General features: G+C 68.2%; 12 protein-coding genes and 1 pseudogene. 2 read left to right on the top strand and 11 right to left on the bottom strand.

Translation table 11 applies throughout. From position 1 onward, the window contains the following. From ACIPIA_RS03600 to tkt, 10 genes and pseudogenes are all read right to left on the bottom strand, one after another. Positions 1 to 207: pseudogene (locus tag ACIPIA_RS03600) on the bottom strand (flagellar motor protein MotA); the annotation flags it as partial. A gap of 87 nt (positions 208 to 294) precedes the next feature. Beyond that, the gene (locus ACIPIA_RS03595) at positions 295 to 1086 is read right to left on the bottom strand and encodes an inositol monophosphatase family protein (RefSeq protein ID WP_400506754.1); all 792 of its coding nucleotides are present in this window, start codon (positions 1084 to 1086) and stop codon (positions 295 to 297) included. 91 nt (positions 1087 to 1177) lie between these two features. Further along, positions 1178 to 2092, bottom strand: a complete 915-nt coding sequence (locus ACIPIA_RS03590; RefSeq protein ID WP_400506752.1) for a tetratricopeptide repeat protein — start codon at positions 2090 to 2092, stop codon at positions 1178 to 1180. After that, entirely contained in the window at positions 2089 to 2742 is a 654-nt protein-coding gene (locus ACIPIA_RS03585) for a thiamine phosphate synthase (protein WP_400506750.1), read from the bottom strand. The genes ACIPIA_RS03590 and ACIPIA_RS03585 overlap by 4 nt, the downstream gene beginning before the upstream one ends. Next, the gene (locus ACIPIA_RS03580) at positions 2739 to 3893 is read right to left on the bottom strand and encodes a benzoate/H(+) symporter BenE family transporter (protein ID WP_400506748.1); all 1155 of its coding nucleotides are present in this window, start codon (positions 3891 to 3893) and stop codon (positions 2739 to 2741) included. The genes ACIPIA_RS03585 and ACIPIA_RS03580 overlap by 4 nt, the downstream gene beginning before the upstream one ends. A gap of 164 nt (positions 3894 to 4057) precedes the next feature. Beyond that, positions 4058 to 5140 carry a class II fructose-bisphosphate aldolase gene (gene fba / locus ACIPIA_RS03575; protein WP_400506746.1) on the bottom strand — a complete coding sequence of 361 codons (1083 nt, stop codon included), beginning with the start codon at positions 5138 to 5140 and terminating at the stop codon, positions 4058 to 4060. 140 nt (positions 5141 to 5280) lie between these two features. Then, positions 5281 to 6474: a phosphoglycerate kinase gene (locus tag ACIPIA_RS03570; RefSeq protein ID WP_400506744.1), complete on the bottom strand. Its 1194-nt coding sequence runs from the start codon at positions 6472 to 6474 to the stop codon at positions 5281 to 5283. After that, complete coding sequence (locus tag ACIPIA_RS03565) at positions 6471 to 6968, bottom strand: hypothetical protein (protein ID WP_400506742.1); 498 nt, start codon at positions 6966 to 6968, stop codon at positions 6471 to 6473. The genes ACIPIA_RS03570 and ACIPIA_RS03565 overlap by 4 nt, the downstream gene beginning before the upstream one ends. 103 nt (positions 6969 to 7071) lie before the next feature. Then, the gene (gene gap, locus ACIPIA_RS03560; protein WP_400506740.1) at positions 7072 to 8082 is read right to left on the bottom strand and encodes a type I glyceraldehyde-3-phosphate dehydrogenase; all 1011 of its coding nucleotides are present in this window, start codon (positions 8080 to 8082) and stop codon (positions 7072 to 7074) included. Between the two features lie 119 nt (positions 8083 to 8201). Beyond that, a complete protein-coding gene (tkt, locus tag ACIPIA_RS03555) occupies positions 8202 to 10199 on the bottom strand; it encodes a transketolase (RefSeq protein ID WP_400506738.1) in 1998 nt (665 codons plus the stop codon). Positions 10200 to 10543: 344 nt separating this feature from the next. Between tkt and ACIPIA_RS03550 the strand changes: the two genes are divergently transcribed. Both ACIPIA_RS03550 and ACIPIA_RS03545 read left to right on the top strand, forming a co-directional pair. After that, a complete protein-coding gene (locus ACIPIA_RS03550; protein ID WP_400506736.1) occupies positions 10544 to 10873 on the top strand; it encodes a DUF4164 family protein in 330 nt (109 codons plus the stop codon). Positions 10874 to 10890: 17 nt separating this feature from the next. After that, on the top strand, positions 10891 to 11259 hold the full coding sequence (locus tag ACIPIA_RS03545) for a cell division protein ZapA (protein ID WP_400506734.1): 369 nt from the start codon (positions 10891 to 10893) through the stop codon (positions 11257 to 11259). 105 nt (positions 11260 to 11364) lie between these two features. Here the strand turns inward: ACIPIA_RS03545 and pal are convergent, their stop codons facing one another. Further along, entirely contained in the window at positions 11365 to 11880 is a 516-nt protein-coding gene (pal, locus tag ACIPIA_RS03540) for a peptidoglycan-associated lipoprotein Pal (protein WP_400506755.1), read from the bottom strand. Positions 11881 to 12078: the final 198 nt, after the last annotated feature.

Below are 12078 nucleotides of genomic sequence, written 5' to 3'. Positions count from 1 at the left end.
GAGGAGAGCGCCGACAATGAGGCCATTCAGCCCCGGATTGGTCATGAAGGCCTGGATCAGGCCGTCCTGCAGGATGAAGCCGAGGAAGCCGATGAGCGCGATGAAGATGAGCGCACGGACGACGTAGCGAAGCGGGCGTGAGAAACGGGTTTCCGTTCGCGGGGGTGCGGCCGTCACCGGCTCGGCCGCCAAATCCTCGTTAGCCATGCGTCGTCTTCCGTTCGCCTCGGAGTGCGGGAGGACTGTCGCCTCCCGCGCCTCGGGGATCAAGCACGAAAGAGCGGCGAGGGTCCCTCAGGCGGTGGCTGTCTTCAGCGCCGCGCTCAACGCCCGCTCCGCAGCCTCGTTGCCGCAGATGATGTCACGGGCGCTGGTGACCTGCTTCCCGTCGAGGGTGCCGAAGGTTCCGCCGGCTTCGCGGATCAGCACGGCGCCGGCCGCGAAATCCCAGGTGTTGAGCCCGCGCTCCCAGTAGCCATCGAGGCGGCCTGCCGCGACATAGGCGATGTCGAGCGCCGCCGAACCCATGCGGCGGACATTGGCGAAGCGCGGCATGACGGCGGCAAGCTCGCGCAGGAACTGGCCATGGCCGCCCTTGCCGATATGCGGGATGCCGGTGCCGATCAGCATCTCGGTGGGCTCGTTGCGGCCGGAGACGCGCAGGCGGCGGTTGTTGACATAGGCGCCCTTGCCCTTCTCGGCCATGAACATCTCGTCCTTGGCGGCGTCATAGACCACGCCGGCGATGAACTGGTTGTCGCGCTCCAGCGCGACCGAGATGTTCCAGTGCGGGATGCCGCGCAGGAAGTTGTGGGTGCCGTCGAGCGGGTCGATATGCCAGCGGTTGCTCTCGTCCGTGCCGTGCACGACGCCGCTTTCCTCCATGACGAAGCCGTAGCCGGGGCGGGCCTTCTGCAAGGCCTCGCGCAGGATCTCCTCGGCCTTGTGGTCGGCCTTGGAGACGAAATCGCCCGGGCCCTTGGCGAGCACCTGCAGGTTCTCGACCTCGCCGAAATCGCGCTTGAGCGAACGGGACGCCTTCATCACGGCGTCGGTCATCACGGTCATCAGGGGAGAGCGGATCATCGGAAACCTCTTGCGCGCCGCGGCGGCGCGATGGGCCAGCGGCGCGGATGACGCGCCCGGCAGGAATAGCGTACCGTCACTTGCGCGGCTCTTACGGCGCCGTCAAGACGGCGCTGCTGATGCGGCTGGCGGCAATGCGCGCGGCGCGGGCCTGCTGTTCGGGCTTCAGGCGGTCGAACAGCGCATCCAGCCCGGGGTCGTCGAGCCCCTGCGCACGAGCCGCGAGGTACCAGGCGGCGGCCTCGATCGTATCCGGCGGAATGCCGAGGCCGAACTGGTAGAGCTTGGCCAGGCGGTTCTGCGCGATCGGATTGCCCTGGGCAGCGGCGCGCTGGAACAGCTTGGCCGCCGCGGCCTCGTCCTTGTCGACGCCGATGCCGTTGAACCGCATGATCGCATACTCGACCATGCCGGGAATGTTTCCAGCCGCGGCGGCCTGCTTCATCCAGCGCGCGGCCACCTCTTCGCTCGCGGGCATGCCGCGGCCTTGCTTGGCCAGGACGCCAAGCGCATGCATGGCGTCGGCGACGTTCGCCTTGGCGGCAACCTCGAGGCAGGCCACGGCGCGTTTGTCGTCGGCCTCGCGGCCGGTCGCGAGCAGGGTCAGGGCGAGATTGTAGTTGGCAGCCGGATGGCCGGCGGCGGCGGCCTTCTCCAGGAGAGTGCCGGCGCGGACGGCATCGCGCTTGCCGCTCTTCTCGTCGAGGAGCTGGGTGGCGAGCGCGAAGGTCGCGTTGATGTCGCCGCGCGCTTCGGCGCGGTCATACCACTCGGTCGCGACCTTCTGGTCGGGCGCGATGCCAAGACCCTGGCGATAGAGCTCGCCCACCAGCGTCATCGCCGCGGCGTCGTTGCTGTTGGCCTCGATGCGCTTCAGGGCCTCCGACAGGGCGCGCCTGTAATGGCCCGCCTGATAGGCGCCATAGGCTTCGTCCGCGGCGGGCGCAGCCATGGCCGGCACAGCGAGCAGAATGCCGGCCAGACAGACGAGGCGGGCAGCCTTCATCGCGCAGCCTTCCGCGCCGCGCAGGCGGCGATCGCGACGTTGGCCGCCTCGACCAGCGCGCGGATATCCTGCCCGTCCTCGAAGGCCCAGGCGCCGAGCGCGACGAACTCGGCGCCGGTCTCGACCAGCGCCGGCACGGAATCGGCATCGGGCGCATAGGCGACGCAGGGCGTCTCGAAAATCTCGGCCCACCAGCCGGCGCGTTCGATGACGGCCGCGAGCGGCGGCACGCTGCCATCGGCACGGGGCTCGCCGAACATGACATAATCCACGCCGGCCTCGCCGACATCCATCGCATCATGGCGGGCCCTCAGGCCGCCGGCACCGATGATGCGCTCGCCCTTCAAGCTGGAGCGCGCCTCGGCAATGGCCTCCGGGCCGCCCCCGACATGGACGCCGTCGGCACCCCCGCGGGTGGCGACGAGCGCGCTGTCCTCGACGACGAGCGCGACGTTGTTGGCCTGGACCGGCCCGGCGAGGCGCTTGACGCGCTCGATGCGGCTGCGGTCGTCGCCGGAGGTGAGACGCAGGACGATGGCGGCGATGTCGCCGCCGGCCATCGCCTGCATCAGGCGAAACGCCATGGCCTCCGCATCCTCGACGGGCGGGGTGACGAGCATCAGGCGGGTAGGGGGAGCGTGTGTGGTCATGATCGGCTGCGCAAACGGCCCGCAGCGACGTCCAATGTCAAGACCGCAAGCCCGGCGACAAGGCTCCAGAAGGCCGAGCCGATGCCAAAAAGCGAAAGGCTCGATGCCGCCACTGCGAAGGCGACGGCCGCGGCGAAGCGCTCCTTGTCGGACGACATGGCCTGTCCGAGCGCGCCGGTGAACGAGCCGACGAGGCCGAGGCCCGCCACCGCGACGATCAAGGCCTTCGGCAGAGCGAGCAGCAGCGCGATCAGCAGCCCGGTGCAAGCGGCGACGACGAGATAGGCAATGCCGTAGAGCACGCCTGCCTTCCAGCGCTGGGCCGGGTCTGGATGGGTATCCCCGCCGGTGCAGATCGAGGCTGATATCGCCGCCATGTTGGTCATATGCGCTCCGAAGGGAGCGGTGAGCAGCGAGACGAGGCCGGTGGCGAACAAGGCCGGCGCCGTCGGCGGCTTGTAGCCGGCGGCACGCAGGACGGCGAAGCCGGGAAGGTTCTGGGCAGCCATGGTGACGAGATAGAGCGGGACGCCGATGCCGAGCATGGCGGCAATATCGAAGCGCGGCGTGACGAATTCGAGGCCGGTGAGCGCGATCTCTCCCGCAGGCCAGTGGGCGAGCCCACCCAGGAAGCTGATGCCGATGCCGGCGGCAAGCGCGGCGATGACGGCGAGGAACGGGTTGAGAAGGCGCGCGACAAGGAAGACCGCGAGAAGCGGCAGCACGAGCAGCGGCGACACCCGCATCTCATCGAAGACGGCGACGACGAACCGGAAGATGACACCGGCCAGCATGGCCGAGGCGACCGGCATCGGGATGCGCTCGATCAGCCGGCCGAGGGGGCCGAAGGCGGCAGTCAGCATCATCAGTACGGCGGCGACGAGGAAGGCGCCGACCGCGGAGGCCATATCGAAGCCGCTGGCAGCCGCAATCAGGGCCGCCCCGGGCGTCGACCAGGCGCAGATCATCGGCATGCGATAGCGCCAGGACAGCCAGATGCTCGGCAGTGCCGTGCCGATGGCGAGCGCGGCGACCATGGACACGGTCTGCCCGGCGCTGGCGCCGAGCGCCTGTGCGGCCGAGAGGATGACCGCGACCGAGGCGGCGAAGCCGACGAAGACCGCGACCAGGGCTGAGAAGACGATCGACATGGGATTGCGGGCTCAGGCGGCGAGGTCGTGCCGTTGAATCAGAAATCGCGACGCACGGAAAGAGCGCCCGATACATGCCGGCTGCAACCGGGGCGGTGCGCCTGGCCGAAACAGAAACGCCCGGCGCAAGGCCGGGCGTCGCAAATCGAGGCCGGTCGGCCCGGTCAGGCTGCCTTCTTCGAGCCGAAGGTCGGGTCGAGCTCGCCCTTGGCGTAGCGCCTGGCCATCTCGGCCAGCGTGATGACGCGCTTGATCTTCGAGGCCTGGCCGGCGGTGTTGAACTCTTCCAGGCGCTGCTTGCAGAGCTTGGTCATCGCCTCCATGGCCGGCTTCAGATATTTGCGCGGGTCGAATTCACCGGGGTTCTCCGACAGGATCTTGCGGATCTGGCCGGTCATCGCCATGCGATTGTCGGTGTCGATGTTGATCTTGCGCACGCCGTGCTTGATGCCGCGCTGGATTTCCTCGACCGGCACGCCCCAGGTCTGGGGCATCTTGCCGCCATTCTGGTTGATGACGTCCTGGAGGTCCTGCGGAACGCTGGACGAGCCGTGCATGACGAGATGCGTGTTCGGCAGCAGCTTGTGGATCGCCTCGATGACATGCATCGCCAGGATCGCGCCGTCGGGCTTGCGGGTGAACTTGTAGGCGCCGTGCGAGGTGCCCATGGCGATGGCGAGCGCATCGACCTTGGTCTCGGCGACGAACTTCACGGCCTCGTCCGGATTGGTCAGCAACTGGTCATGGCTGAGCTTGCCCTCGAAGCCGTGGCCGTCCTCCTTCTCGCCCTCGCCGCTCTCGAGCGAGCCGAGCACGCCGAGTTCGCCCTCGACCGAGATGCCGCCGAGATGGGCCATGTCGGTGACGGTCTTGGTCACGCCGACATTGTAATCCCAGTCGCCGGGGGTCTTGCCGTCGGCCTTGAGCGAACCGTCCATCATCACCGAGGTAAAGCCGGCTTGGATCGCGGTCATGCAGGTCGCCGGCTCGTTGCCGTGGTCGAGATGCACGCAGACGGGGATATGCGGATAGATCTCGGTCACCGCGTCCATCATGTGCTTGAGCATGATGTCGTTGGCGTAGCTGCGGGCGCCGCGCGAGGCCTGGATGATGACGGGCGCATCGGTCGCGTCCGCAGCGGCCATGATCGCGAGCGCCTGCTCCATGTTGTTGATGTTGAAGGCGGGCACGCCGTAGTCGTTCTCGGCGGCATGGTCGAGCAACTGGCGAAGCGTGATACGGGCCACGATTGGCACTCCCCTTTGGCTGGATCGATATGTGGTCGATGTAGTGCGTAAGTGCCGCCCGCGCAAAGCGAAAGCGGCGACATGCTGAAAATGCGAAGGGCCGCGCGGTTGCCCGGCGGCCCTTCGACAGGCAATCGGAATCAGGCCTTCCGCAGGGTCTCGACGCCCGGCAGGGCCTTGCCTTCCATCCATTCGAGGAAGGCGCCGCCTGCCGTCGAGACGTAGGACAGCTCGTCCGCGACGCCGGCATGGTTCATGGCGGAGACGGTGTCGCCGCCGCCGGCGACCGCGACGAGTTCGCCGGCCTTGACGTGCCTGGCCGCGGCCTTGGCGACGGCGACGGTCGCGGTGTCGAAGGGCGGCAGCTCGAAGGCGCCGAAGGGGCCGTTCCAGACCAGCGTCTTGACCTTCTCCAGATGCAGCACGACCTCGGCAATCGAGAGCGGGCCGGCGTCGAGGATCATCTCGTCGGCCTCGACCCCGTCGACGGGCACGATTCGATAGCTGGGATGCGCCTTGAATTCGCGTGCCACCAGCGCATCGACGGGCAGCAGGATCTCGCAACCGGCGGCCTTCGCCTTGGCTTCGATCTCGCGGGCGGTGTCGAGCAGGTCATGCTCGCAGAGCGACTTGCCGATATTGACACCGCGGGCGGCGAGGAAGGTGTTTGCCATGCCGCCGCCGATGGCGAGCACGTCGACCTTGCTGACGAGGTTGCCGAGCAGGTCGAGCTTGGTCGAAACCTTGGCGCCGCCGACAATCGCCATCACCGGGCGGGCCGGATTGTCGAGGCCGGCCGAAAGCGCTTCCAGCTCGGCCTGCATGGTGCGCCCGGCATAGGCCGGCAGCACATGGGCGAGGCCCTCGGTCGAGGCATGGGCGCGGTGCGCGGCGGAAAAGGCGTCGTTGACATAGATGTCGCCATTGGCGGCCAGCGCCCTGACGAACTCGGCGTCGTTCTTCTCATCGCCGGCGTGGAAGCGGGTGTTCTCCAGCAGCAGGACATCGCCGTTCTTCGCGGCTCGGACCGCATTGGCGACATCGTCACCGACGCAGTCTTCGACGAAGGTGACCGGGCGGCCGAGCGCCTGCGTCAGCGCCGGCACGATCTGCTTCAGGCTGTTCTTGTCCTCGCGCCCCTTGGGACGGCCGAAATGCGCGAGCAGAATGACCTTGCCGCCCTTGTCGGCGATCTCGCGGATTGTCGGCAGCACACGGTCGATGCGGGTGGTGTCGCTGACCTTGCCGTCCTGCATGGGGACGTTGAGGTCGACGCGAACGAGGACGCGCTTGGCGGCGAGATCGGCATCGTCGAGGGTGCGGAAGGCGCTCATCGGACCAGCAGGCTCCCGAACAGCCCGGGCACGCCGAAGCGCAGCACGAGGACCGTCAGCGCGACGGTGAGGACGGCGGTGACGATGGCGGTCAGAAACAGCGTGCCGGCGCGGGGCGTGGCGTCGATGCGATCGCGCAGGGTGCAAATCTCGCCGCGGATCGCTGCAAAATCCATGGTGCCGGCAGCGGCGTCGACCTTGTGGGCGCTGCGCTCGAGCGAGGCCTCGGCGCGGGTCAGGACAGCCTCGTAGCGGGCGAATTTCTCCTCGATGCGCGCAGCCTTCTCCTCGATGCGGGAGAGCTGGTCGAGCTGGCGCGGATCGGGCCTCGATCCGGTCTCGGCGGGGGCGGGCATCGCGGAGCCGACGACGACGGTGGGAGCTGAGGGCACAGGCGTCACAGCTGCGGGAGCGGGGCTGAACGCGGGGGGCGGCGTCACGGCTGGCGTCTCGACAGGCGCCGGGGATGTGACGGTCGGCTCGATCTTGGCCATAGGCTCTCCGTAGCTTGGCGGAATTGACAGGGCCGCGCCGCGAGCGGCTCGCGGCCCTGTCTTCATGCTCTACACGCCCCAGTCGGGGCGTGATGGCGATGGATCAGAGGAGGGCGCCCATGGCGACCGCGGTGTCGCTCATGCGGTTCGAGAAACCCCACTCGTTGTCGTACCACGACAGAACGCGCACCAGCTTGTCGTCCATGACCTTGGTCTGGTCGAGGGCGAAGGTCGAGGAATGCGGATCGTGGTTGAAGTCGATCGAGACGTTCGGCTGGTCGGTGACGCCGAGGATGCCCTTCAGCGCGCCGCGCTTCGAAGCCTTGATGATGGCGTCGTTGATCTTCTCGACCGAGGTCTTGCGCTTGGCGAGGAACTTGAAGTCGACGACCGAGACGTTCGGGGTGGGAACGCGGATCGAGGTGCCGTCGAGACGGCCCTTGAGCTCGGGGATGACGAGGCCGATCGCCTTGGCGGCGCCGGTCGAGGTCGGGATCATCGACATCGCCGCGGCGCGGCCGCGGTAGAGATCCTTGTGCATGGTGTCCAGCGTCGGCTGGTCGCCCGTATAGGCATGGATCGTGGTCATGAAGCCCTTGTCGATGCCGACGGTGTCATGCAGCACCTTGACCACCGGCGCGAGGCAGTTGGTGGTGCAGGAGGCGTTCGAGACCACGAGGTGGTCCTTGGTCAGCTCGCCATGGTTGACGCCGAACACGACCGTCAGGTCGGCGCCGTCGCAGGGGGCCGAGACCAGCACGCGCTTGGCGCCGGCGGCGAGATGGGCGCTCGCCTTCTCCTTGCTGGTGAAGAACCCGGTGCATTCCAGGGCGATGTCGACGCCGAGGGCCTTGTGCGGCAGGTCCTTGGGGTCGCGGATCGCGGTGACCTTGATCGGGCCGCGGCCGACATCGATCGTGTCGCCGGAGACGGTCACCGTGCCGGGAAAGCGGCCGTGGACGGAGTCGAAGCGGAAGAGGTGGGCGTTGGTCTCGACCGGGCCGAGATCGTTGATCGCCACGACCTCGATGTCCTTGCGCTTCGACTCGATGATCGCGCGCAGAACGTTGCGCCCGATGCGGCCGAAGCCGTTGATCGCCACCTTGACCGTCATAATCTTCCTCTCCTTCGCCGAGCGTCCGGCGATGCCGTCGCTATCCACGCGGGCAATTCGGCCAAAGCATGGCCGAACGCAAGACCTCTGTTGGGAAACTCAGCTTTTCGCCCGACGAATCAGGCGTTGTGCCGCTTCATCGCTGCGTCGGCGATCGCCTCCGCGGTGATGCCGAAATGCTTGTAGACCTCCTTGTAGGGGCCGCTCGCCCCGAAGGAGTGCATGCCGACGAACGCCCCGTCATGGCCGATCACCGCATCCCAGCCGAAGCGCACGCCGGCCTCGACCGCGACCTTGACCGGCGCCTGGCCGATGATGGCTGCCTGGGTCGCCTCGTCCTGCTGCAGCAGCAGCTCGAGCGAGGGCACGGAGACGACGCGGGCGCGCACGCCCTTCTCGGCGAGCAGCTTGCGCGCCGCGACGGCGAGCTCGACCTCGGAACCCGAGGCGAAGATCGAGACCTGGGCCTTGCCGCCCTCGGCCGCCAGCAGCTCGTAGGCGCCGGCCACCGAACGGTTCCTCGCCGCAGCGTCGGTGCGCAGCTGCGGCAGGTTCTGGCGGGAGAGCGCGAGGACCGTCGGTCCGTCGGTGCGCTCCAGCGCGGCCTGCCAGGCTTCGGCCGTCTCGATGGCATCGGCCGGGCGGAAGACGCGCATGTTCGGCATCGCGCGGAGCGAGGCGATCTGCTCGACCGGCTGGTGGGTCGGGCCGTCCTCGCCGAGGCCGATCGAGTCATGGGTCATGACGTAGACAACGGGCAGGCCCATCAGCGCGGCCAGGCGCATCGAGGGGCGGGCATAGTCGGCGAAGACCAGGAAGGTGCCGCCGGCGGTGCGGAACCCGCCATGCAGGGTAATGCCGTTCATCGCCGCGGCCATGCCGTGCTCGCGGATGCCGTAGCGGACATAGCGGCCCTTCGGGGTCTTCGGCGTGAAGTCCTCGGCGGCCTTGGTGCGGGTGTTGTTGGACGGCGTCAGGTCGGCCGAGCCCATCACCAGCTCCGGCATGACCGGGAGGATGGCTTCGAGCGCGAGCTCCGAGGCCTTGCGGGTCGCGACGGCCTGCGGCGCGGCGATCAGCCCCTTCTTGTGGGCAAGGATCGCCTTGTCGAGCTTGGCCGGGATGCCATGGGCGAGACGGCGGTCGAACTCGCCGCGCTTGCGCTCGGAGAGGGCGGCGAAGCGCTCGCTCCAATCCTTGTGAGCGGCAGCGCCGGCAGCGCCGAAGCCACGCCACGCCTTCAGCACGTCGGCAGCGACCTCGAAGGCGCCGCCGGTGATGCCGAGCTTCTGCTTGGCGGCGGCGAGCTCCTCGGCGCCGAGCGGCTCGCCATGGGCCTTGGAGGTGCCGGCCTTCTTCGGCGCGCCGAAGCCGATCACCGTCTTGCAGGCGATCATGGTCGGCTTGTTCGACTTCTGGGCGCGGCGGATCGCGGCCTCGATCGCCTCGGGATCATGGCCGTCGACGCGCTCGGAGCGCCAGCCGCAGGCCTTGAAGCGCGCGACCTGGTCGACATTGTCGGTGATCGACAGCGGGCCGTCGATCGAGATGCCGTTGTCGTCCCAGAGCACGACCAGCTTGTTGAGCTTCTGATGGCCGGCGAGCGCGATCGCCTCCTGGCTGATGCCTTCCATCAGGTCGCCGTCCGACGCGAGCACATAGGTGTGATGGTCGACGACCTTCTTGCCGAACTCGGCGGCGAGCATGCGCTCGGCCATCGCCATGCCGACGGCGGTGGCCAGCCCCTGGCCGAGCGGGCCGGTGGTGGTCTCGACGCCGGCCGTCATGAAGTTCTCGGGGTGGCCGGGGGTCTTCGACTCCAGCTGGCGGAAGGCCTTGAGGTCGTCGAGCTGCATGCCCGGCGCGCCGGTGAGATAGAGCAGGGCGTAGAGCAGCATCGAGCCGTGGCCGGCGGAGAGCACGAAGCGGTCACGGTCCGGCCAGCGGGGATCGGCGGCGTCGTACTTCATCACGCGGGTAAACAGCACCGCGGCGATATCGGCGGCGCCCATCGGCAGGCCGGGATGGCCGGACTTGGCCTTCTCGACGCCGTCCATCGCCAGGCCACGGATGGCATTGGCGAGCTTGTCGTGCTGGGCGCGGTCGATGCTGGTCATGATGGTCTCACAGGGCTCCGTCGGACGGGCGGGAGGGCCGGGCCGGCCTGCGCGACGGCGGGCCGGCGAGGTGGGAAGGCAGTCTTGATGCCGTTTTCGGCGGCTTTGAAAGGACGGGTGGATTAGGCCCGGCTCTCCCCTTGAGTCAATTCGCGGAACCCGGCTTTCAGGGTCGCAGGGGCCGCTTTAGGGCGGTTTTCCGCAGACGGTGCGTCAGCCGCGCCGGGCAAGCCCTTGTGCCGTCGCGTTTCCGGGCCCGGAGACGATTCCTGTTTTCCAGCATTCTGCTGTAAATTCAGGCGACGAATCGTAGGAGCCTGCTTCGACCTGAAAGGAGAGCGACCGTGGCTAGCCTGATGCTGGACAATGCGCTGGCGCGCCTCGACAGTGCGCTCGGACAGCTCGAGGCGGCGGCGCGGCGGCGGGTCGAGGCCGAGCGCGGCCGGGGCAATCTCGAGACCGAACTGGCCCTCATGCAGGACGACCGGGCGCGGCTCGCGGCCGATCTCGACGGCGCCATGGCGCGGCTCGGCCATGTCGAGACCGCCGCTGCCGATGTCGACCAGCGGTTGCAGCGGGCGATGAACGTCATCGGCGCGGTGATCGAGCGGGTGCAGGCGCAGCAGCCTGCCGAGGCCGAGCCCGAACCCGAGCGTGAACACGAGGCGAGCTAGATCGGAAGGGAGGGCGGATGCCGCAAGTCAATGTCACGATCTCCGGCAAGGCCTACCGCATGGCATGCGGGGAGGGCGAGGAGGCCCATCTCGAAGGGCTGGCACAATTCTATGACGAGAAGATCGGCGAGATGCGGCAGGCCTTCGGCGAGATCGGCGACATGCGGCTGCATGTCATGGCGGCGCTGATGGTGGCCGACGAAGTCCATGAACTGAAGCAGCGGCTGGCGAAGCTGGAGGGCGACCTCGCGGCGACGCAGGGCGATGCCGGCGCTGCCGACAGGCGGCTCAGCGAGGTCGAGGACCGGGCCGCCGAGGCGCTGGTCGCTGCAGCCGAGCGCATCGAAGGCGTGGCCAAGAGCCTGATCCCGACGGTCGCGGGCTAAGACCCCGGCTGCGGCCCAGCCGCTGTCGCGGGCCTCCGCCACGTATACGGAAAAGGCCCCGGACGATGCCGTCCGGGGCCTTTCCTGTTCGAGCAGATCGGACGTTCAGACGCCCGGGGCGCCGCCGCCGGCGCCGTCCAGCACCGTCACGGCGCGGCGGTTCTGCGACCAGCAGGAGATGTCGTTGCAGACCGCGACCGGGCGCTCCTTGCCGTAGGAGATGGTGCGGATGCGGTTCGACGGGATGCCGCGAGAGGCGAGGTAGTCGCGCACGGTCTGCGCACGGCGGGCGCCGAGCGAGTAGTTGTATTCGCGGGTGCCGCGCTCGTCGGCATGGCCTTCGACCGTGAAGGTGTAGCGCGAATAGCGCTGCAGCCACTGCGCCTGCTTGTCGAGGGTCGCGGTGGCGGTCGAGGTCAGGTCGGTCGAATCGGTCTCGAAGAACACGCGGTCGCCGACATTCACGACGAAGTCCTGGGCGCTGCCGGGTGTGGCGGCGCCGCCGGCGCCGAAGCCCGAGCCGTCGGCATTCTGGTCCTTGGCGCAGGCGCCGAGCGCGAGCGTCGCGGCGATGGCGGCGGCGAAGCGGACCGAACGGCCGCCGGCGAAAAGAGTGGTCATCATGGCTGAACTCCGGGCGATCAAAATCTCTTGGCGGCGCGCTTCAGGACGGCGTGGCGTTGCTGCCATCAATGAAGCGTCAACCTAAACGAGACCTTGCCAAATCAAGGCGAAGTGGCGGCATTGCGGCTTATGGTTAACCAAAGATGGAAAAAGCCGTTTCCGCTGGCGACTGTGGCCCGGGGGAGACATCGCCGG

Origin of the sequence: Allobosea sp. CER48 (genome assembly GCF_044752385.1) — a bacterium.
In the GTDB taxonomy this organism is placed as follows: Bacteria; Pseudomonadota; Alphaproteobacteria; order Rhizobiales; family Beijerinckiaceae; genus Allobosea.
The sequence above is the reverse complement of the archived record's forward strand: the minus strand, read 5'-3'. Positions and strand labels throughout refer to the sequence as shown.

Excerpts from the sequence above, each read along its gene's own strand:
- ACIPIA_RS03595 (WP_400506754.1), bottom strand. The coding sequence starts at position 1,086 with ATGATCCGCTCTCCCCTGATGACCGTGATGACCGACGCCGTGATGAAG.
- ACIPIA_RS03590 (WP_400506752.1), bottom strand. The coding sequence starts at position 2,092 with ATGAAGGCTGCCCGCCTCGTCTGTCTGGCCGGCATTCTGCTCGCTGTG.
- ACIPIA_RS03585 (WP_400506750.1), bottom strand. The coding sequence starts at position 2,742 with ATGACCACACACGCTCCCCCTACCCGCCTGATGCTCGTCACCCCGCCC.
- ACIPIA_RS03580 (WP_400506748.1), bottom strand. The coding sequence starts at position 3,893 with ATGTCGATCGTCTTCTCAGCCCTGGTCGCGGTCTTCGTCGGCTTCGCC.
- ACIPIA_RS03570 (WP_400506744.1), bottom strand. The coding sequence starts at position 6,474 with ATGAGCGCCTTCCGCACCCTCGACGATGCCGATCTCGCCGCCAAGCGC.
- ACIPIA_RS03565 (WP_400506742.1), bottom strand. The coding sequence starts at position 6,968 with ATGGCCAAGATCGAGCCGACCGTCACATCCCCGGCGCCTGTCGAGACG.
- gap (WP_400506740.1), bottom strand. The coding sequence starts at position 8,082 with ATGACGGTCAAGGTGGCGATCAACGGCTTCGGCCGCATCGGGCGCAAC.
- tkt (WP_400506738.1), bottom strand. The coding sequence starts at position 10,199 with ATGACCAGCATCGACCGCGCCCAGCACGACAAGCTCGCCAATGCCATC.
- ACIPIA_RS03545 (WP_400506734.1), top strand. The coding sequence starts at position 10,891 with ATGCCGCAAGTCAATGTCACGATCTCCGGCAAGGCCTACCGCATGGCA.
- pal (WP_400506755.1), bottom strand. The coding sequence starts at position 11,880 with ATGACCACTCTTTTCGCCGGCGGCCGTTCGGTCCGCTTCGCCGCCGCC.